General features: G+C 49.9%; 13 protein-coding genes. 8 read left to right on the forward strand and 5 right to left on the reverse strand.

Annotated elements, in window-relative coordinates; all coding sequences use genetic code 11:
* Positions 1-31: 31 nt before the first annotated feature.
* Entirely contained in the window at positions 32-982 is a 951-nt protein-coding gene (locus BUB27_RS07295; protein WP_159434855.1) for an N-acetylmuramoyl-L-alanine amidase family protein, read from the reverse strand.
* Between the two features lie 261 nt (positions 983-1,243).
* On the opposite strand from BUB27_RS07295, the gene BUB27_RS07300 reads away from it, so the two are divergent.
* Complete coding sequence (locus BUB27_RS07300) at positions 1,244-2,092, forward strand: SMP-30/gluconolactonase/LRE family protein (protein ID WP_234991700.1); 849 nt, start codon at positions 1,244-1,246, stop codon at positions 2,090-2,092.
* Here BUB27_RS07300 and BUB27_RS07305 read toward each other — a convergent pair.
* The 3 genes from BUB27_RS07305 to BUB27_RS07315 are packed head-to-tail and all read right to left on the reverse strand — an operon-like array spanning position 2,089 to position 5,561.
* A complete protein-coding gene (locus BUB27_RS07305; protein WP_143158908.1) occupies positions 2,089-3,318 on the reverse strand; it encodes a BaiN/RdsA family NAD(P)/FAD-dependent oxidoreductase in 1,230 nt (409 codons plus the stop codon). The two genes, BUB27_RS07300 and BUB27_RS07305, sit on opposite strands and share 4 nt — an antisense overlap.
* A 6-nt stretch (positions 3,319-3,324) precedes the next feature.
* Positions 3,325-3,618 (reverse strand): hypothetical protein, encoded by a 294-nt coding sequence (locus BUB27_RS07310; RefSeq protein WP_143158909.1) that lies wholly within the window; start codon positions 3,616-3,618, stop codon positions 3,325-3,327.
* Positions 3,619-3,650: 32 nt separating this feature from the next.
* Positions 3,651-5,561 carry an ABC-F family ATP-binding cassette domain-containing protein gene (locus tag BUB27_RS07315; RefSeq protein WP_143158910.1) on the reverse strand — a complete coding sequence of 637 codons (1,911 nt, stop codon included), beginning with the start codon at positions 5,559-5,561 and terminating at the stop codon, positions 3,651-3,653.
* A gap of 187 nt (positions 5,562-5,748) precedes the next feature.
* Here BUB27_RS07315 and BUB27_RS07320 point away from each other — a divergent pair, with 187 nt between their 5' ends.
* From BUB27_RS07320 to def, 7 genes are all read left to right on the forward strand, one after another.
* Positions 5,749-6,894 carry a helix-turn-helix domain-containing protein gene (locus tag BUB27_RS07320; RefSeq protein WP_143183166.1) on the forward strand — a complete coding sequence of 382 codons (1,146 nt, stop codon included), beginning with the start codon at positions 5,749-5,751 and terminating at the stop codon, positions 6,892-6,894.
* 147 nt (positions 6,895-7,041) lie between these two features.
* Positions 7,042-9,768, forward strand: a complete 2,727-nt coding sequence (locus tag BUB27_RS07325) for a helicase-related protein (protein WP_143183167.1) — start codon at positions 7,042-7,044, stop codon at positions 9,766-9,768.
* A 30-nt stretch (positions 9,769-9,798) separates the two neighbouring features.
* Complete coding sequence (locus tag BUB27_RS07330; protein WP_143183168.1) at positions 9,799-10,440, forward strand: LysE family translocator; 642 nt, start codon at positions 9,799-9,801, stop codon at positions 10,438-10,440.
* Positions 10,441-10,565: 125 nt separating this feature from the next.
* The gene (locus BUB27_RS07335; protein WP_143183169.1) at positions 10,566-11,726 is read left to right on the forward strand and encodes a hypothetical protein; all 1,161 of its coding nucleotides are present in this window, start codon (positions 10,566-10,568) and stop codon (positions 11,724-11,726) included.
* 6 nt (positions 11,727-11,732) lie between these two features.
* Complete coding sequence (locus BUB27_RS07340; RefSeq protein WP_143183170.1) at positions 11,733-12,422, forward strand: MotA/TolQ/ExbB proton channel family protein; 690 nt, start codon at positions 11,733-11,735, stop codon at positions 12,420-12,422.
* A 22-nt stretch (positions 12,423-12,444) separates the two neighbouring features.
* Entirely contained in the window at positions 12,445-12,864 is a 420-nt protein-coding gene (locus BUB27_RS07345) for an ExbD/TolR family protein (protein WP_143183171.1), read from the forward strand.
* A gap of 111 nt (positions 12,865-12,975) precedes the next feature.
* The gene (gene def, locus BUB27_RS07350) at positions 12,976-13,560 is read left to right on the forward strand and encodes a peptide deformylase (RefSeq protein WP_143183172.1); all 585 of its coding nucleotides are present in this window, start codon (positions 12,976-12,978) and stop codon (positions 13,558-13,560) included.
* A 6-nt stretch (positions 13,561-13,566) separates the two neighbouring features.
* Here the strand turns inward: def and BUB27_RS07355 are convergent, their stop codons facing one another.
* Positions 13,567-14,862, reverse strand: coding sequence for a hypothetical protein (locus BUB27_RS07355; RefSeq protein WP_143183173.1), 1,296 nt, complete (start codon positions 14,860-14,862; stop codon positions 13,567-13,569).
* Positions 14,863-14,867 lie beyond the last annotated feature (5 nt).

The raw sequence follows: 14,867 nt of genomic DNA on the forward strand, positions 1-14,867 counted from the left end.
CCTTTTTATTTAGGGTGTAATATGAAAGTGTTCAGTATGCTCTACTTTGGATTGCGGAGCGGTATCTGATGATACCTTCAGCGATGGAATAGGCGATCGTCTTTTGATAATTTTTGGTGTGGATGATTCTGGCCTCTGTTGGGTGGCTCATGAAGCCGCCCTCGACGAGAATGGCAGGATGCTTGATGCTAGTGAGAACGCTGTAGCGTGCTCGCTTTATACCGCGGTCAGGGATATTGTTAGTCTTGGTACGCTGCAGAGCCACGCCGTGTACTGCGGTTGCGAGAGCGATGTTGGCCGAATCCTGATGGTTGCCTTCGCGAACTCGGTAGTCTGAGCTTTTGACGCTACGGCCATAGTGGGCAACTCCCACGGGGGAGAGAGTGAAGGTCTCAATCCCACGGGCCCTGGAGCCTCCGCCGGCGTTGAAGTGGATGGAGATGAAGATGGCGTTGTCGTAGCGGTTGGCTAATTCCACGCGTTGACCCAATGTAAGATAGGTGTCTGAGTCGCGCGTCATGATGACATTGTAGCCTTGTTGTTTCAGAAGGTCGCGAACCATGCGGGCGACGCTGAGATTGTAGCCAGCTTCAGTGCCGTACTGATTAACAGCTCCAGCGTCTTTGCCTCCATGACCTGGGTCAATGATGACGGTGCGGAAGTTGCCGGCGCTACGGATATAGCTGGGGCGAAGAACGGGGTCGATCAGTTTGGAGAGGTCAGTTCGGGAAACGAGGTATTTGCCTGAAATCTCAAGGACTGGGTAGCTAAGGACGAACTTCACACTATTCATGAAGCATTCCTGGCTGCCAGCGGTCATCTTTACTTCGATTCCTTGATTCGATAGCGAGATGGTTTTTCCTGAACGTTGAAATTTAGTAAATCGGTAGAACTCCTTGATGCTCTTTGCTGTGACATACTGCTGTCCTCCATGTTGCACTGTTTCCCAGCCGTATAAGGCGTTCAGGGTCAATAGTTGCAATATGATTAATATGCGAACGGAAGATAGTCGTGGTATACTAAGCATAAATGGATTATCCGTACGAGTTAAGTATCCTAGGTGTAATGGGACGCTATCGATTATCGTCTCTTATGGCAAACTTTAATTCCTCCAGATGTGTGAAACTTTTGCAGTTCTAAGATGCAAACGTTAAATGAGTTGCTGTTTTTTTAACAGTTCGCAGACAGGCTTTATCATTAAGTGGACTAGACGCATGGGTAGGAAGGCTTTATGGATCTCACTATGATTCAAGTTGAACCAATCGGAGATTATCGTGCGCAGTGGGGAGAAGGAGCAATCTGGTGGAAGAATGCTTTGTTGTACGTAGATATTGAAAAGCACAAGGTCATCAAATTTGATCCAGTAAGTGGTGAGGAAAAATTTTGGGATGTAGGTGAGCGTGTAGGGACTGTAGTTCCGCGCGAGTCTGGTGGAATGGTGATCGCAGGTGATAACGGCTTCTATTTTCTCTCCGAAGATGGGGAGTTGACTTCAATCAGCGACCCAGAGCCTGACAAGGCTGATAACCGTTTCAATGATGGTAAGTGCTCACCAGATGGTCATTTCTTTGCTGGTACCATCAGTCTGGTGAAGAAGACTGGGGATGCGAAACTCTACCGTCTAAGTAAGAATGGGGAAGTGACTGAGGCTTTTGGTCCAGTGACGAACTCAAATGGTCTAGCATGGTCTAAAGATGGCAAGACGATGTTTTATATAGATACGCCCCGCCGCGAAATTTTTGGTTTTGACTATGCTGAAGGTTCTCTCAGCAACATGGTTAAAGTGGCTGACACAGGCCACATCGATGCTTCTCCTGATGGGATGGCCATAGATGAGAATGATAATTTATGGGTTGCCTTCTGCCATGGTGCCTGTGTGGTCTGCTTTGATAGCAAAACTGGTGAGGAGATTCAGCGAGTAGAGGTTCCGTGCCTTGAAACGACTTCCTGTGCTTTTGGGGGGGGGAATTTAGACGAGCTTTATGTGACTACCGGAATCCACAAAAGCGAAGTAGAGGAGCATGCTGGGCGCTTGTTTAAAGTAACTGGTCTTGGCGTCAAAGGCGCAAACTCCTTTGCCTTTGGAGGCTAGGCATTTTCAGCGATGGCGAGGCCGGCATGCCGGCCCGTCGTCCAGGCATTCTGGAAATTGAAGCCTCCTGTGATGCCATCTACATCCATGACTTCGCCGGCAAAGTAGAGGCCTGGGCAGAGTTTGCTCTCCATGGTCTTGAGCTTGATGTCTTTGAGCAAAACACCACCAGCGGTCACAAACTCGTCTTTGTTGAGGGATTTGCCATCCACGTTAAATCTGCTCTCAGTGAGTAGAGTCAGCAGGTTGCGGGCATGTTGTTTAGAGAGTTGAGACCAGGTTTGGGTTTCAGGGATTTCAGCCACTTCTAAAAAGCGGTTCCACAGGCGTTTGGACAGTGCTTCGAAAGGGCTTCGCGTGGTCAGTTGGCGTTTACCCCATGTAGTTCTGAGCTGTTGGATTTCCGAGTTTACATCCACGTCAGGCAGCCAGTTGACTCTCAGGGTGAATTGGTAATTCATATCGGCTAGAGTTCTAGCACCCCATGCGGAAAGCCTCAGAATGCCCGGGCCACTGACTCCCCAGTGGGTGATCAGTAGAGGGCCGCTGGATGTGAGCTTGGTTGTCTCGATCTGTACCTTTGTTTGGCTGACCGAGATGCCTTGCAAATCACGAAGTAAGGGGTGGGTGATTTTAAAGGTAAATAGTGAGGGGACCGGTGGGGCTAGTGTATGCCCCAGTGACTCGGCTAGCTTGGCGCCTGCTGCCAGACGTGTGCCTCCAGTAGCGAGTAGAATGCTGCGGCTCATTAGAGTTTCACCTTTGTCCGTGAGCAGGGTAAAGTGTGAGCTCCCAAGATGATCTTCTATGCGTTCGATGGAGTTTACGCCGTGGGATGTCTGAATTTGGACTCCGGCTTTTTTGGCTGACGATATCAGGCAGTCGATGACGGTTTGCGAATTATCGGTGATAGGAAACATCCGGCCATCAGCTTCGGTCTTGAGTTCGACGCCTCTGGATTGGAACCAGTTCACTGTGTCCTGTGCCCCCCATCGGCTGAGTGGTCCAATGAGGGATTTTTCACCCCGAGGGTAGTACTTGGCGAGTTCTCGCGCTTCGAAGCAATGGTGGGTGACATTGCAGCGTCCGCCACCAGATATTTTGACTTTGCCTAACAGGTTTGCTGTTTTTTCCAGAATGAGAACCTTGTTAGCACCGTGTTCTGCGGCTGTAATAGCTCCGAAAAAGCCGGCGGCACCTCCGCCTATGACGATGAGATCGTACATGTAATCTTATAGTGGGTAGGGGCCGTCTTCATCTTCTCCATACCATCCGAGTGCTCGGAAAGCGTTGATGCATTTGATAAGAACCTCGTCTTCTCCTGAGGCTTCCTCGATGGTGGCTCTGGTTGTGAGGCCGTTCATAGACTCGATGGAAATGACGGTATCTTTGCCTTCTAGGTTGATCCAGTCGCCCCATGATTGTTTGTCGTGCTTGGCTGGAAGCTTCTGTTTTTTGAGAGCGGCGACCACCTCGCGAATCGTCGCAGGTGGCTCGGAGTCTGGCAAATGTACGTGTGTTTCCATGATGAGGCTGTAGGTGAAGGGTTTTCTCTCCCTTAATTAGTGGCTTTGAAATTTTCGTAGGCAGCGCGAACGGCTTCCAGCTCTTCCCATCGTGAGTAGAGGTGAGAGACTTTATCCTGAGCTTCTTTCAGCTTGGTTTCGTAGTCTTGGTAGTCGTGGGTGTGTTCGGCGTAGAAGTTGGGTTCATTGATGACCGCTTCTTGGGTGGCTACCTCCTCCTCAGCAGCAAGAATATCCTCTTCAATTGTCTCAAGCTCTCGCTCTTCTTTCCACTTTAATTTCCTTGGTTCGTCACCTTTGTTTTTAGTGGGCTTGGCTTTTTCTTTGCTGGTTGTCAGCTTTTCATAGGCAGCAGCTTGGGCATCTCGTTCCGCTTTCTTTTCCAGATAATAATCATAGGAGCCTGGGCTGAAGTGGATCGAGCCGTTATCCTCAAAGGCCAAGATGCCTGTGCATACTCGATTCAGGAAAAATCGGTCGTGCGATACCACGAGAACGCTGCCCTCGAAGTGTGCCAAAGCTTCCTCCAGCAGGCGGAGGGTATTCAGGTCTAAGTCGTTTGTAGGTTCGTCAAGTACCAGTACATTACCGCCTTTCTTAAGAATTTTCGCGAGAAGGACTCGGGATCGTTCACCACCTGAGAGGAGTTCAATCTTAGTGTTGATTCGTTCGTCACTGAAAAGGAATCGTTTGAGGTAAGCTCGAAGACCCAGGGTTTCATCGCCGAGTTTTACGTACTCCTGACCCTCTCCAACTTCGTCGAAAATCGATTTCTGGTCATCGAGTAGCAGGCGGTTTTGATCCACGTAATTGATCTCGGTACGAGCTCCGATGTGGACGCTCCCGGTATCAGGCTCCGTGAATCCTAAAAGTGTTTTGATGAGGGTAGATTTTCCCATGCCATTGCGGCCCACAATGCCGATTCGCTCGCCAGGCTCTAGTTTGAAATCCAGATTACGGAATAGGACTCGATCGCCAATGGATTTGCTCAGCCCTTCAGCTTCGATGACTCGATTGGGGAGTTTGAGGGCGGGGGGGATGATGAGGTCTACATCAATTTCTTTTTCTGGAGGAGCTTGGTCGGCAATCTCGAAATACTTGTCGAGTCTGTCTCGAGATTTGGTGCGGCGTGCAGATGGCCGGCGGCGCACCCATTCGAGTTCTTTCTTAAGGAAGCGTTGGCGTTTATGCTCGTTGGTGGCTTCGATGGCCATGCGCTCAGCACGGGAAACCAAGTAGTCGGTATAGTTGCCGTCGTAGGCGATGCATTTGCCGCGAGCGATTTCGACAATTTTTGTCGCGATGCGGTCCAAGAAATAGCGATCGTGTGTCACAAAGAGGCAAGTTCCGGTATATCTCGACAGGTAGATTTCCAGCCATTCAATCGAGCCAGTATCTAGGTGGTTTGTAGGTTCGTCTAGGATGAGGAAGTCAGGCTGTGCCAGAAGAGCTCTTGCTAGGGCTACACGTCTTTTTTCGCCTCCAGAAAGGGTGGAGATGATGCGTTCAGGGTCTGGAGCATGCAGGTTGCTCAGCAGGGAAGTGGCTCGTGAATCGATAGTCCAGCCATCAAAGTGATTGATCTTCTCCATGAGGTCGGCGCCTCTTTTGGTGGTGGGGTCGCAGCTCTCGTACTCAGCAATGAGGTCCTGTACATACTGGGCACCAGATAAGGTGGCTTCTAATACCGTGGCGTCTTCAGGGAGTTCAAAGTTCTGAGGCAGGTAGCCGATCACCAAATCGTTACGCGTGGTGTACTCTCCGCTGTCTGGATCATCTGCGCGTGCGCAGATTTTCATGAAGGTGGATTTGCCCGAGCCATTGCGCCCGACCAGACCAATGCGTTCACCTGCATGAATGGCGAGGGTAGCCCCGTCTAGCACGGTGTGATGCGAGTAGCGGACGGTGAGTTCAGATGCGCTGGCGATTGCTGGTTCGGACATATGTCCGCGCAAACTAATCATGATTCTCTACTCAGGAAACCCTAAATCGAGTGGATTTCGTTTTTATCTAAAACTGAGATTAGCGTTAACATATTGCATTGATTTATGACGCAAATAATTAACGATTTGAGGTCGATAGGTGAGATTTCACTGTTCGGTAGGCAATTTTTACGTACTGTGACAAACTATGCAAGGTAAGCGAGTAATCGGAGTCCTGATGGATTGGTACAGACCTGATGTGATTTCAGGTGCTCTGGCATTCTGTTCTGGTCGTGATGATCTGGCATTGGATGTGCGCTGGGCAATGCGTGCAGACTGGGTAAACAGAGAGGTTCTCGAAAATTGGCATGGAGTGATCAGTCATATTTATGATGCCAAAGCGGTAAAAGAGATCCTGGAAGAAATAGATCTGCCCAGAGTGGAGCTGAATGTGGCTACCGAGCACAAACACAGAATTCTCACTGATTATGCTGCTTGTGCAGAGATGATGGTAGAAGAGTTGGCTGAGGCGGGGTGCAATGTCGTCTTCATGGGAAAGGTGAATCCAGCTAACATAATGCATCACCAGCTCTTTGAAGGCGCAATGAAGGCTGTGGAAAAGTATCCGGATATGAGATTCGAGTACTTTTCCAAGGAAGAGAGCTCGTCAATGGGGCAGCATTTCTTGGATCTGGCCTGCAGAATTAAAGAATTGTGTGATGATGGAAAGGTAGGATTTATCTCGCCGCATACTGGTGTGGTGCACACGGTTGAGGAGTATTTGCTTGGTTTTGGGATTCGAATTCCTGAGCAGGTGGCACTGATCTCTTTAGCAAAAGATGCGCAAAAGCCTGAAGAGCTGGCTCCGGTGCCAGTCTCGACGATCGAGCTGGATCACTGGACCAAGGGCTATCAGGGGGCGAAGTTGATCAATCATATCCTGCGTGGCAGGGTCAATGGGAACAGTGAAGAATCAATTCCTCCTATTGGAGTGCAGCGCAGAGCCAGTACTGGTGCGACAGCAGAGAAAGATCCCTATGTTGATCGCCTGTTAGAATTGATTCAGCAATCTGCCCATACTCCGGTAAGTGTTGGTGATTTGGTGAAACGATGCGGTCTTAGCCGTCGACCACTTGAGCAGAGGTTCATGAAGGAGACAGGGATGTCTATTTTGGAAGTGCTCAACGATACACGAATCAAAATTGCGCAGAAGATGCTGCGTGAGACAGGTTCTACATTGGAGGAAGTTGCAGAAGCTTCAGGGTTTACTTCTGCACCTTATTTCTCAAGAGCATTCAAGCGTGAGACGGGGATGACTCCGGGAAGCTACCGCTCGAAACACAAAGTCAGATAAGTTTAAAGCTATACTAATTATGATGATCGCCGGATGGGAGTGCCATCTGGCGATTTTTTTGTCTCAGCGGGTTAAGTGATGATTACAGAATCTTTTGCTTTTGGGGATTGATTGTTGGCAATCGGGAAGTAGGGTTCGCGCTCTTCTATGGATAGAGCAGCGATTATTCCAGGTCAGCGGTGGGTGAGTGATTCGGAACCTGAAATGGGTTTGGGAATGATTCTCAGGGTAGAGCATGCGACGCTTGAGGTGTTATTCCCGGCTGCCGAGGAAACACGTTGTTATGCACTGGAGTCAGCTCCTCTCCGCCGAGTGATTTATAAGGTGGGTGAAGTCATTGTCACACACGATGGGAAGGAATTAGAAGTGTCTTCTCTATCAGAAGCTGATGGAATTGTTACTTATCAAACTGAGGAGGGAGATATCCCAGAGGCTCAGTTGTCAGATACCATGGGCTTCAATATGCCTCATGATCGTCTCTATGGAGGCCAAGTGGATGAAGACCATGTCTATAGGCTCAGAGCTGAGGCCCTCTATAGACAAAACGATATTCGTAAATCGCCTCTAAGGGGGTATTTGGGAGGTAGGACCGATCTCTTGCCTCACCAGCTCTCGATCGTTAGTGAAGTGGCAAAGCGCTTGAGTCCTAGAGTTCTACTGGCTGATGAAGTGGGGCTTGGGAAGACCATTGAGGCTTGTATGATCATGCACAGGCTTCACCTCACTGGGCGTGCCAACCGAGTCTTGATTTTGCTGCCAGAGCCATTGATTAACCAGTGGTTCGTAGAGTTACTTCGCCGCTTCAATATGCTTTTCAGCATCTTTTATGAAGGCCGCTGTGCTTCCATAGAAGAGAATGACCCTGAAGCTAATCCGTTTCTGGATAGTCAGCTCGTCATAGCGAGTGTGGATTTCTTGGCATCCAATGAGCGACGTGCGGAGCAGGCCAAAGAAGCAGGCTGGGATCTGTTGATTGTCGATGAAGCTCATCACTTGAGCTGGTCACAGGACGAAGTGAGTGCTGAGTATGAGATGGTCGAAGGCTTGGCCTCTACGGTCGAGAGTGTTTTGCTGCTGACAGCAACTCCTCAGCAGCTGGGCCAAGAAGGTCATTTTGCGCGACTACGTTTGCTCGATCCAGAGAGGTTTAATGACTTAGATAGTTTCATTGCTGAGTCCGAGAAGTATGAGGAAGTAGCCACGGTGGTGGAACAAATCGAGAATGGAGACTCAGTCGACCTGTCTCAGTTCTCGGATCATTCCTCACAAGTCAAGGAATTGGCTGAGAAACTGGATTCTGGCGATGAAAGTGCACGTGCCTCTCTTGTGGAAAGTTTACTTGATGGTTTTGGTACGGGCCGTGTGATGTTTAGAAATACACGCTCTAGTCTAACAGGGTTTCCTGAGAGGCAGGCTCATCTGGTGGAGTTGGATGGGGACGAGTTTGAGGAGAAGATTTCATGGCTGGTAGGTTTATTGAATGAGCTGGGCGACGAGAAGGTGCTGCTGATCTGTGAAACTAAAGAGATGGTCGAGGAGATCTCCGAGGCGCTTCTTACGGAGGTTCAGGTGAATGTTGCTCATTTCCATGAGGAGTTGAGTCTTTTGCAGCGTGATCGTAATGCCGCTTACTTTGCTGAGGAGGAGGGGGCGCGAGTTCTGCTCTGTTCAGAGATTGGTAGTGAGGGCCGAAACTTCCAGTTTGCTCATCACTTGGTTCTCTTTGATCTGCCGAAAGATCCTGAGCTTCTGGAGCAGCGAATCGGGCGACTCGACCGGATTGGGCAAACCAGCACCATTCATATTCATGTGCCTTATGCCCTTGAAAGCTCAGGAGAGTTATGGGCGCGATGGTATCATGAAGGTCTGGGTGCTCTGGAACAAAACGTGCATGGAGCTACAGAAATCTTTCAGGTTTTTGAGGACGAGTTGCTCGATCTCGAGGAATCATTTGATGAAGACGATGTCGAGCGTTTGATTGAAGCTACAGTAGAGCAAAGGGAGACAGTTGGCCAGAGGTTGGCTGGTGGTTATGATCGTCTGCTGGAGCTTAACTCTTATCACCCGGCTGAGGCAAAGGCGGTCATTAAGAAACTACAGGCGGCAGATGCAGATCCTCATTTTGAGGAGTTTCTAGTACGCATGTTAGATTACTTTGGTCTCGATGTAGAGGACCTGAGTGATCGTACCTACTTCATCAAGCCCGGGAACCTCATTACCGATGCCTTTCCTAACATTCCTGATGAAGGGGTGAGCGTTACCTTTGATCGTGCCAAGGCGCTTGCTCGTGAAGAGATGACTTTCATGACTTGGGATCACCCAATTGCAAGGGCTTGCTTCGATCTCTTCCTGGGATCCGAATCAGGTAATGCCACCTTTGGTGTTTGGGAGAAGAATGGAGAGAAGGGGATCCTTATGGAGGAGTACTTTGTGATCGAAGTGATTGCGCCGAGCGACTTGCATATCGATCGTTTCCTGCCGGCCACTCCAATACGAGTGGTGGTAGATCACAACGGTGCGGACCTCTCCAATGAGAAGGCCCTACTCAATGCCAAACTCAGAAAAGGAGGGTTGCGCAAACTACTCGCAAAACCAGTGGTGAAACAGCATTTGGTGCCAAAGATGCTAGATCAGCTAGAATCGCTTGCTAAGGCTCAAATGCCTGCAGTCATTGATGGTGCCAGGAAAGAGATGAAGAAACAGCTCAGGGCTGAGATTAGACGCATCAAAGCCTTGGCTGCAGTTAATCCAATGATTGGAGAAGAAGAGATAGAGGCACTTGAGAATCATATGAAGGTGCTGGATGAAGCGATTCAGTCAGCACGCCTGAGACCTGATGCACTGCGTATGGTTTGGATTGAGCCCACACGCTGATCTGATTGACTTTGGGGCAAGGTCTGTGGAATGGATCTCTCTGCAGTGATTTCAGAATGGATGGCTTTTGCAGGTGTGATGGCTTTGGGTCAATTTTCCCCAGGGCCAGATATGCTGCTTCTCACACGTACGGCATTGGCCAAAGGCTGGAAAGCTGGCTGCGCGACTGCTCTGGGAATTGCCTTGGGGCTTGGCATTCATTCGGCGATAGCTCTTTTCGGGCTTGCTGCTCTTCTCATGCAGGGGGGTATCGTGTCGATAGGCCTGACTTCTGCGGCCGTATTGTATTTGCTTTGGCTCGGATGGCAGCTTTTCCGGGAAGCCTGGTCGAACCCAGATTTGCGTATGGGGAATCCAGAGTACAGGTCTGAAGAGTCTTTCTGGAAGTCTTGGCGGCGTGGATTTCTCTGTAACCTGCTGAACCCTAAAGTTGCTGTGTTTTTGGCTGGGGTGGTAATGCCATTTTTAGGAACTGCTTCAGGGAGCAGCTGGGCATTGGTGCTCTGGCTTACGATTGTTTTTGAGGGAATGATACTATGGTGTCTGTGGGCTTGTTTGCTGCAAATGAAAGGCGTGAAAGCTGCCTATAAGAGGTTGAGCCGATGGGTGGACGCTCTGTTTGGGGCGATTTTGTGGATATTAGCCGCATTCTTGATTTCCTCGCTTATCTAGGGGCGTCGAGGAATATCGGTTGCGTTCCTGGGGCGGATCGTCCAGATTGGTCGCGTTTAGTGAGAGGAAAATCAAAAAAGCAGGAACTGTTTTGGAAGTGCTGGGGGATATCTGCAGCTCTTCACATGGTTATTTTCTATTTTTTGTTCCTTGGAATTTCTTCTCGTCATTCGGAATCCAAGCCTGTCGAGGAGATGAAGCCTGCTGAGCCTGATGTGGTCATGAGAATGACTGTACAGCCCATGCCGAAGCCCAAAGCGGTGGCTGTTCCCAAGCCTCCCAAGGTGGAGCCTCAGGCCAAGCCCATACCCAAGCCGAGCCGGAAGTATGTTCGCACCGATAGCAGTCAGGCGAAAGGAAAGGTTGATCATGCCGAATTGATTGGTGAGCATGATACGGTGGCGCGTAGCACGGCAGAGGCTGATGCCAACGCCCCGGATAGAGCTTCGGTAGCTGGCGAGAAGAAAGACTTTAATCAGCAAGTGGCCAGCAGCTATCAGGACGGCAAGTTGGAGCGTGATTCCATTGCTCAAAAGAAAGTGGAGGAGGTCAACCAGCCACAGCCGGTGCCATCCAGGCCACCAGAGAAGAGTCAGCCTGATATCATGAAGGAGCGCGTCTCTGAGAAGGTGGCCAAGTCACCAGAAAAGAAAGAGCTGAGGGATTCACCCAATAAGGTTGAGGTGACCGAATCTGCCGAGGAAATCGCCCGTCTTGCTGAACTCGCTAAAAAGAAGGCTGAAGAGGAAGAGCAGGAGGAAAAACGACGTCAGCTAGCCAAGCAAATGGAGGAGGCCCGTAAGGAGAAAGAGAGGCTGGAGCGTGAGCGGGCTGAAATGGAGGCCGCAAAACGCAAAGCTGAGGAGGAGAGGAAGAAGCAGCTGGCGAAACGTGAGTCAGAAGCTGGCTTCAGGGCGAATACGACAGCAACTCAGAGTCTGGGCTCGATTCGTCGAAAAGGCAGTCAAGCCTCACTCAATGTAAAATCGACACCCACAGGGCGCTACATGAAAAAAGTCAGTGATAGTGTAGCCAAGGAGTGGTATCGCAGATGTGGAGAGAGAGCGGATCTTCTACTTCCTGGATCACTCACCATGTACTGGTTTGTGAAGGAAGATGGTACCATTACGCCGCCACAGATCAAAAACCAGGTAGCAGGTGGTGAGATCCAGAAAGGGATCACCATCCAGTCAATCAATGCGGCTAAAATTCCTCCTATGCCCCAAGCGGTCAAAGATGAGCTCAACGGAGACCCATTGTATTTCCAGATTAACTTCGAATTCTAAACTATTATGGACACATTATTTACGATTCTAGCTCAGGATGATGCATCATTGTTCGAGAGCATTACCGGTTTCTTCCAGAAGGGGGGAGTCTTCATGTACATCCTGCTGATTTGTTCTGTAGCATCGATTGCGGTCATTATCTTCAAAGCCATTTTGCTGAGTCAGAATGCAATTCTTCCCAAGTCGCTCGTAGATAAGTTGAATGCCTACAGTGATCGTGGTGATGAAGCTTCAGCAAATCAGATCAGTAGTGAACTGCAATCAGGAGACAGTGTTCTTCATCGGCTTTGTAAAGTCGTGGTGGATCGTGCGGAGCACGGCGGAGACGAGGTGCAAGATGCGGTCCAGGCGAATGCCCGTGAGGAGCTGGTAGGTATGCAGAATGGAGTACAGATTCTTGAAGTGGTCATCGTGATCGCGCCTCTACTGGGCCTCTTGGGAACCGTGAGTGGTATCACGACTGTATTCGACGGATTCGGTAACGTAGATGAGTCCAAGATGACTCTGATGGCCCGAGGGGTTTCTGAGGCGCTTACGACTACGATTGCAGGTCTGGCTGTAGCGGTTCCCTCAGTGATTGCCCACAGTGTCTTCAACCGCAAGATCGAGGCATACTCAGCACGCATGGAAGTGCTGCTGGAGAGATTTACCGGGGCGATGCGTAACCATGGCAAAGGGCAGGATAGAGCTGCCTAAAGCAGGATAATCCTTTGATAAGATGAAATTTGATTATCCAAAAAGGCAGATTCCAGCGATTCCGATCGTTGCCTTGATCGATATTTTGGTGATTCTGCTGATCTTCTTCATCGTCACGATGCAACCGAAGAAGAAACGTCCGATTCTGGATGTCTCGATGCCTACGGTAACTGAAGTTGAGGTGAAGCAGATCGTGGAGCCCAGAACGGTCTTGGCGATGTCCCAGAATGGTGAAATCACCTTGGGGCCAGTCAAGATATCCGATGAGAGGCAGTTGGTAAATTACCTGACGCTTCTCAAAGAGAATAACCCATACACCAAGCTTGAGCTTGAGCTGGATAAACGAGTCAGGCTTGAGCAGATGATCATGATCTATGAGGCTCTGACCAAGGCGGGATTCGAAGCGAATCTCCCCACACGTGTGCGTGAAGCTAAGAGCTAGCTTGAGTAAGATTGACGAAATAGGGTAGCCAAGCGAAGTGTTTAGGTGTAGGGCATTGCCATACCGCCTGACGGGGCATGGTTTCCTGCGGGCACTACCGAAGTACGAAATATGGTTTTAAATATTGTTCAATACGGTGATCCGGTCCTGCGCAAGAAGTGCAGAGAGGTGGAGCAAGTGGATAAAGAAATCGAGCAATTTGTCGATGATATGCTCGAGACCATGCGTGATGCCCAAGGTGTTGGCCTTGCTGCTCCACAAGTGGGTGTTGACCTGCGTCTTGCCGTAGTGGATGTAGCCCATGATCCGGAATGCATCAGCTTCCTCAAGGTCAATGGCGAGGATGCTAAGCTGGAAGACATCATGCCTTTGGTGTTTATTAACCCAGAGTTGAAGTTTGGTAAGGACAAAGATTTGGATACCGAAGGCTGCTTGAGCATCCAGGAAATACGTGCCAAAGTTCGTCGTCCAGTCGTAGTCAAAGCGACTTTGCCGCAGCTTGACGGCAGTGTGCTGCACATTGAGACTGATGGTCTTCTCTCCAGAGCGATCCAGCATGAAGTGGATCATCTCAATGGGATTTTATTCACTGACCGTGTGAGCTCCGTAGCGAAAACACGCTTGAAGCGTAAGCTCCAGAATCTGGCTGATACAGATTGGGAGCCCCATGGTGAGACTCCCAATCTTGCCAAATAAGCTGGTTTAAAGCTCAAATTTTAGAATGACGGGATAGGCCTGAGTTGGGTCGCCCGTCATTTTTATTGTCTCAGAGAGGTGTTTGTCCAGGCGAGGCGCTTTGCCTTCGTGGACTTTGGTGCCGTTGATGTTCACGGTGAACGCTTGATCCAGGTTGATCAGCTTGTCGTTGAGAAAGACATTCAGTGTGACTCCTGTCAGGGGGGTGAGCTTGTCATTCTCCTTGTCGATCACATCGGCTTTGATGTTGATGATATTCTTTGCTTTGTCAGCGTGTGCTTCAATGCGACAGACTTTCGGGATGTTGTCACCTGATAGACCGAGCCAGTAGAACATTGGGCGGGTGAGTTTCTGGGCTGGGGAGGTTACCCAGACGAGTTTGGAAGGTTGAGGGTCGCGGGAGTGCTGGGCTAGCCAGACTGGACCCAAGCCGTAATCCCATCCACCATGTCCTTTGCCTTCGTGGATATTGATCTTGTGAACATAGTGACCAGGGTTCGCTTGCTCAAATTTGTCCAGAACCTGATGTAGTTCCTTGGCCAAACCGACACGGTTAAACATGGTGTCGTTTCCACCGATGTCTGTCCGCATCGGGGTGTCTCTGAGATTTTCAGCGGTTGTGTGGGAGCCGATCTTTACCAAAGAGCCTGCTGCCATCGAATTGCCAGCGGCGAAACGGTCAGCCATATAGGGGAGTAGTTTATCGGTTCCGTATCCGCCCTCTGAAATGCCCAGCAAGTAGACTTTGTTTGGATCCACATTCCATTCGAGAATGGCGTGTTTGATCATGCGGTCAAAAACATCCACATTCAGGTCATGGTACCAACGTCCGAGGCGGTCGTCTGCCATTCTGGGCACAAAGAAGACACCGTGTTTTGGGTAGCGACCTGCAGCCAATGAAATTTGAGTCTGCCACTCGCGGGTGTTTACAGGCCATGCATGAGGGCCCTCAGCTTTGCCGAATTGCCCACCACCGTGGAGGCAGATATAGAGTGGAGATTTCTTGCCCTCTTCAGGAGTTTTATTGAGCACTACAAATGGCATGGTGTGCTCGCCAGTTTTGATCCCTTTAGCCACCAGTTTGAAGTTCTTGTCCGGCTTAGCGGGTAAGGCTGGAGGTAGTTCGCCAAAGGCCTTGTAGTCTGCGGATGACTTATAGTCTTCTGCATATTTCTTCCACAGGGACTCCAGGGTGGTGGCGGCCTCTTGTGTGCTGAGAGATGCTGCCTCCTGCTCCGCAGAGTGAGCCAATGGTGTACTCAGCGATAGAATGAGGGCGCTGGATAAAAGAGAGCGAATCATGGCAA

It is taken from the genome of Rubritalea squalenifaciens DSM 18772 (genome assembly GCF_900141815.1).
GTDB classification, from domain to species: Bacteria; Verrucomicrobiota; Verrucomicrobiia; order Verrucomicrobiales; family Akkermansiaceae; genus Rubritalea; species Rubritalea squalenifaciens.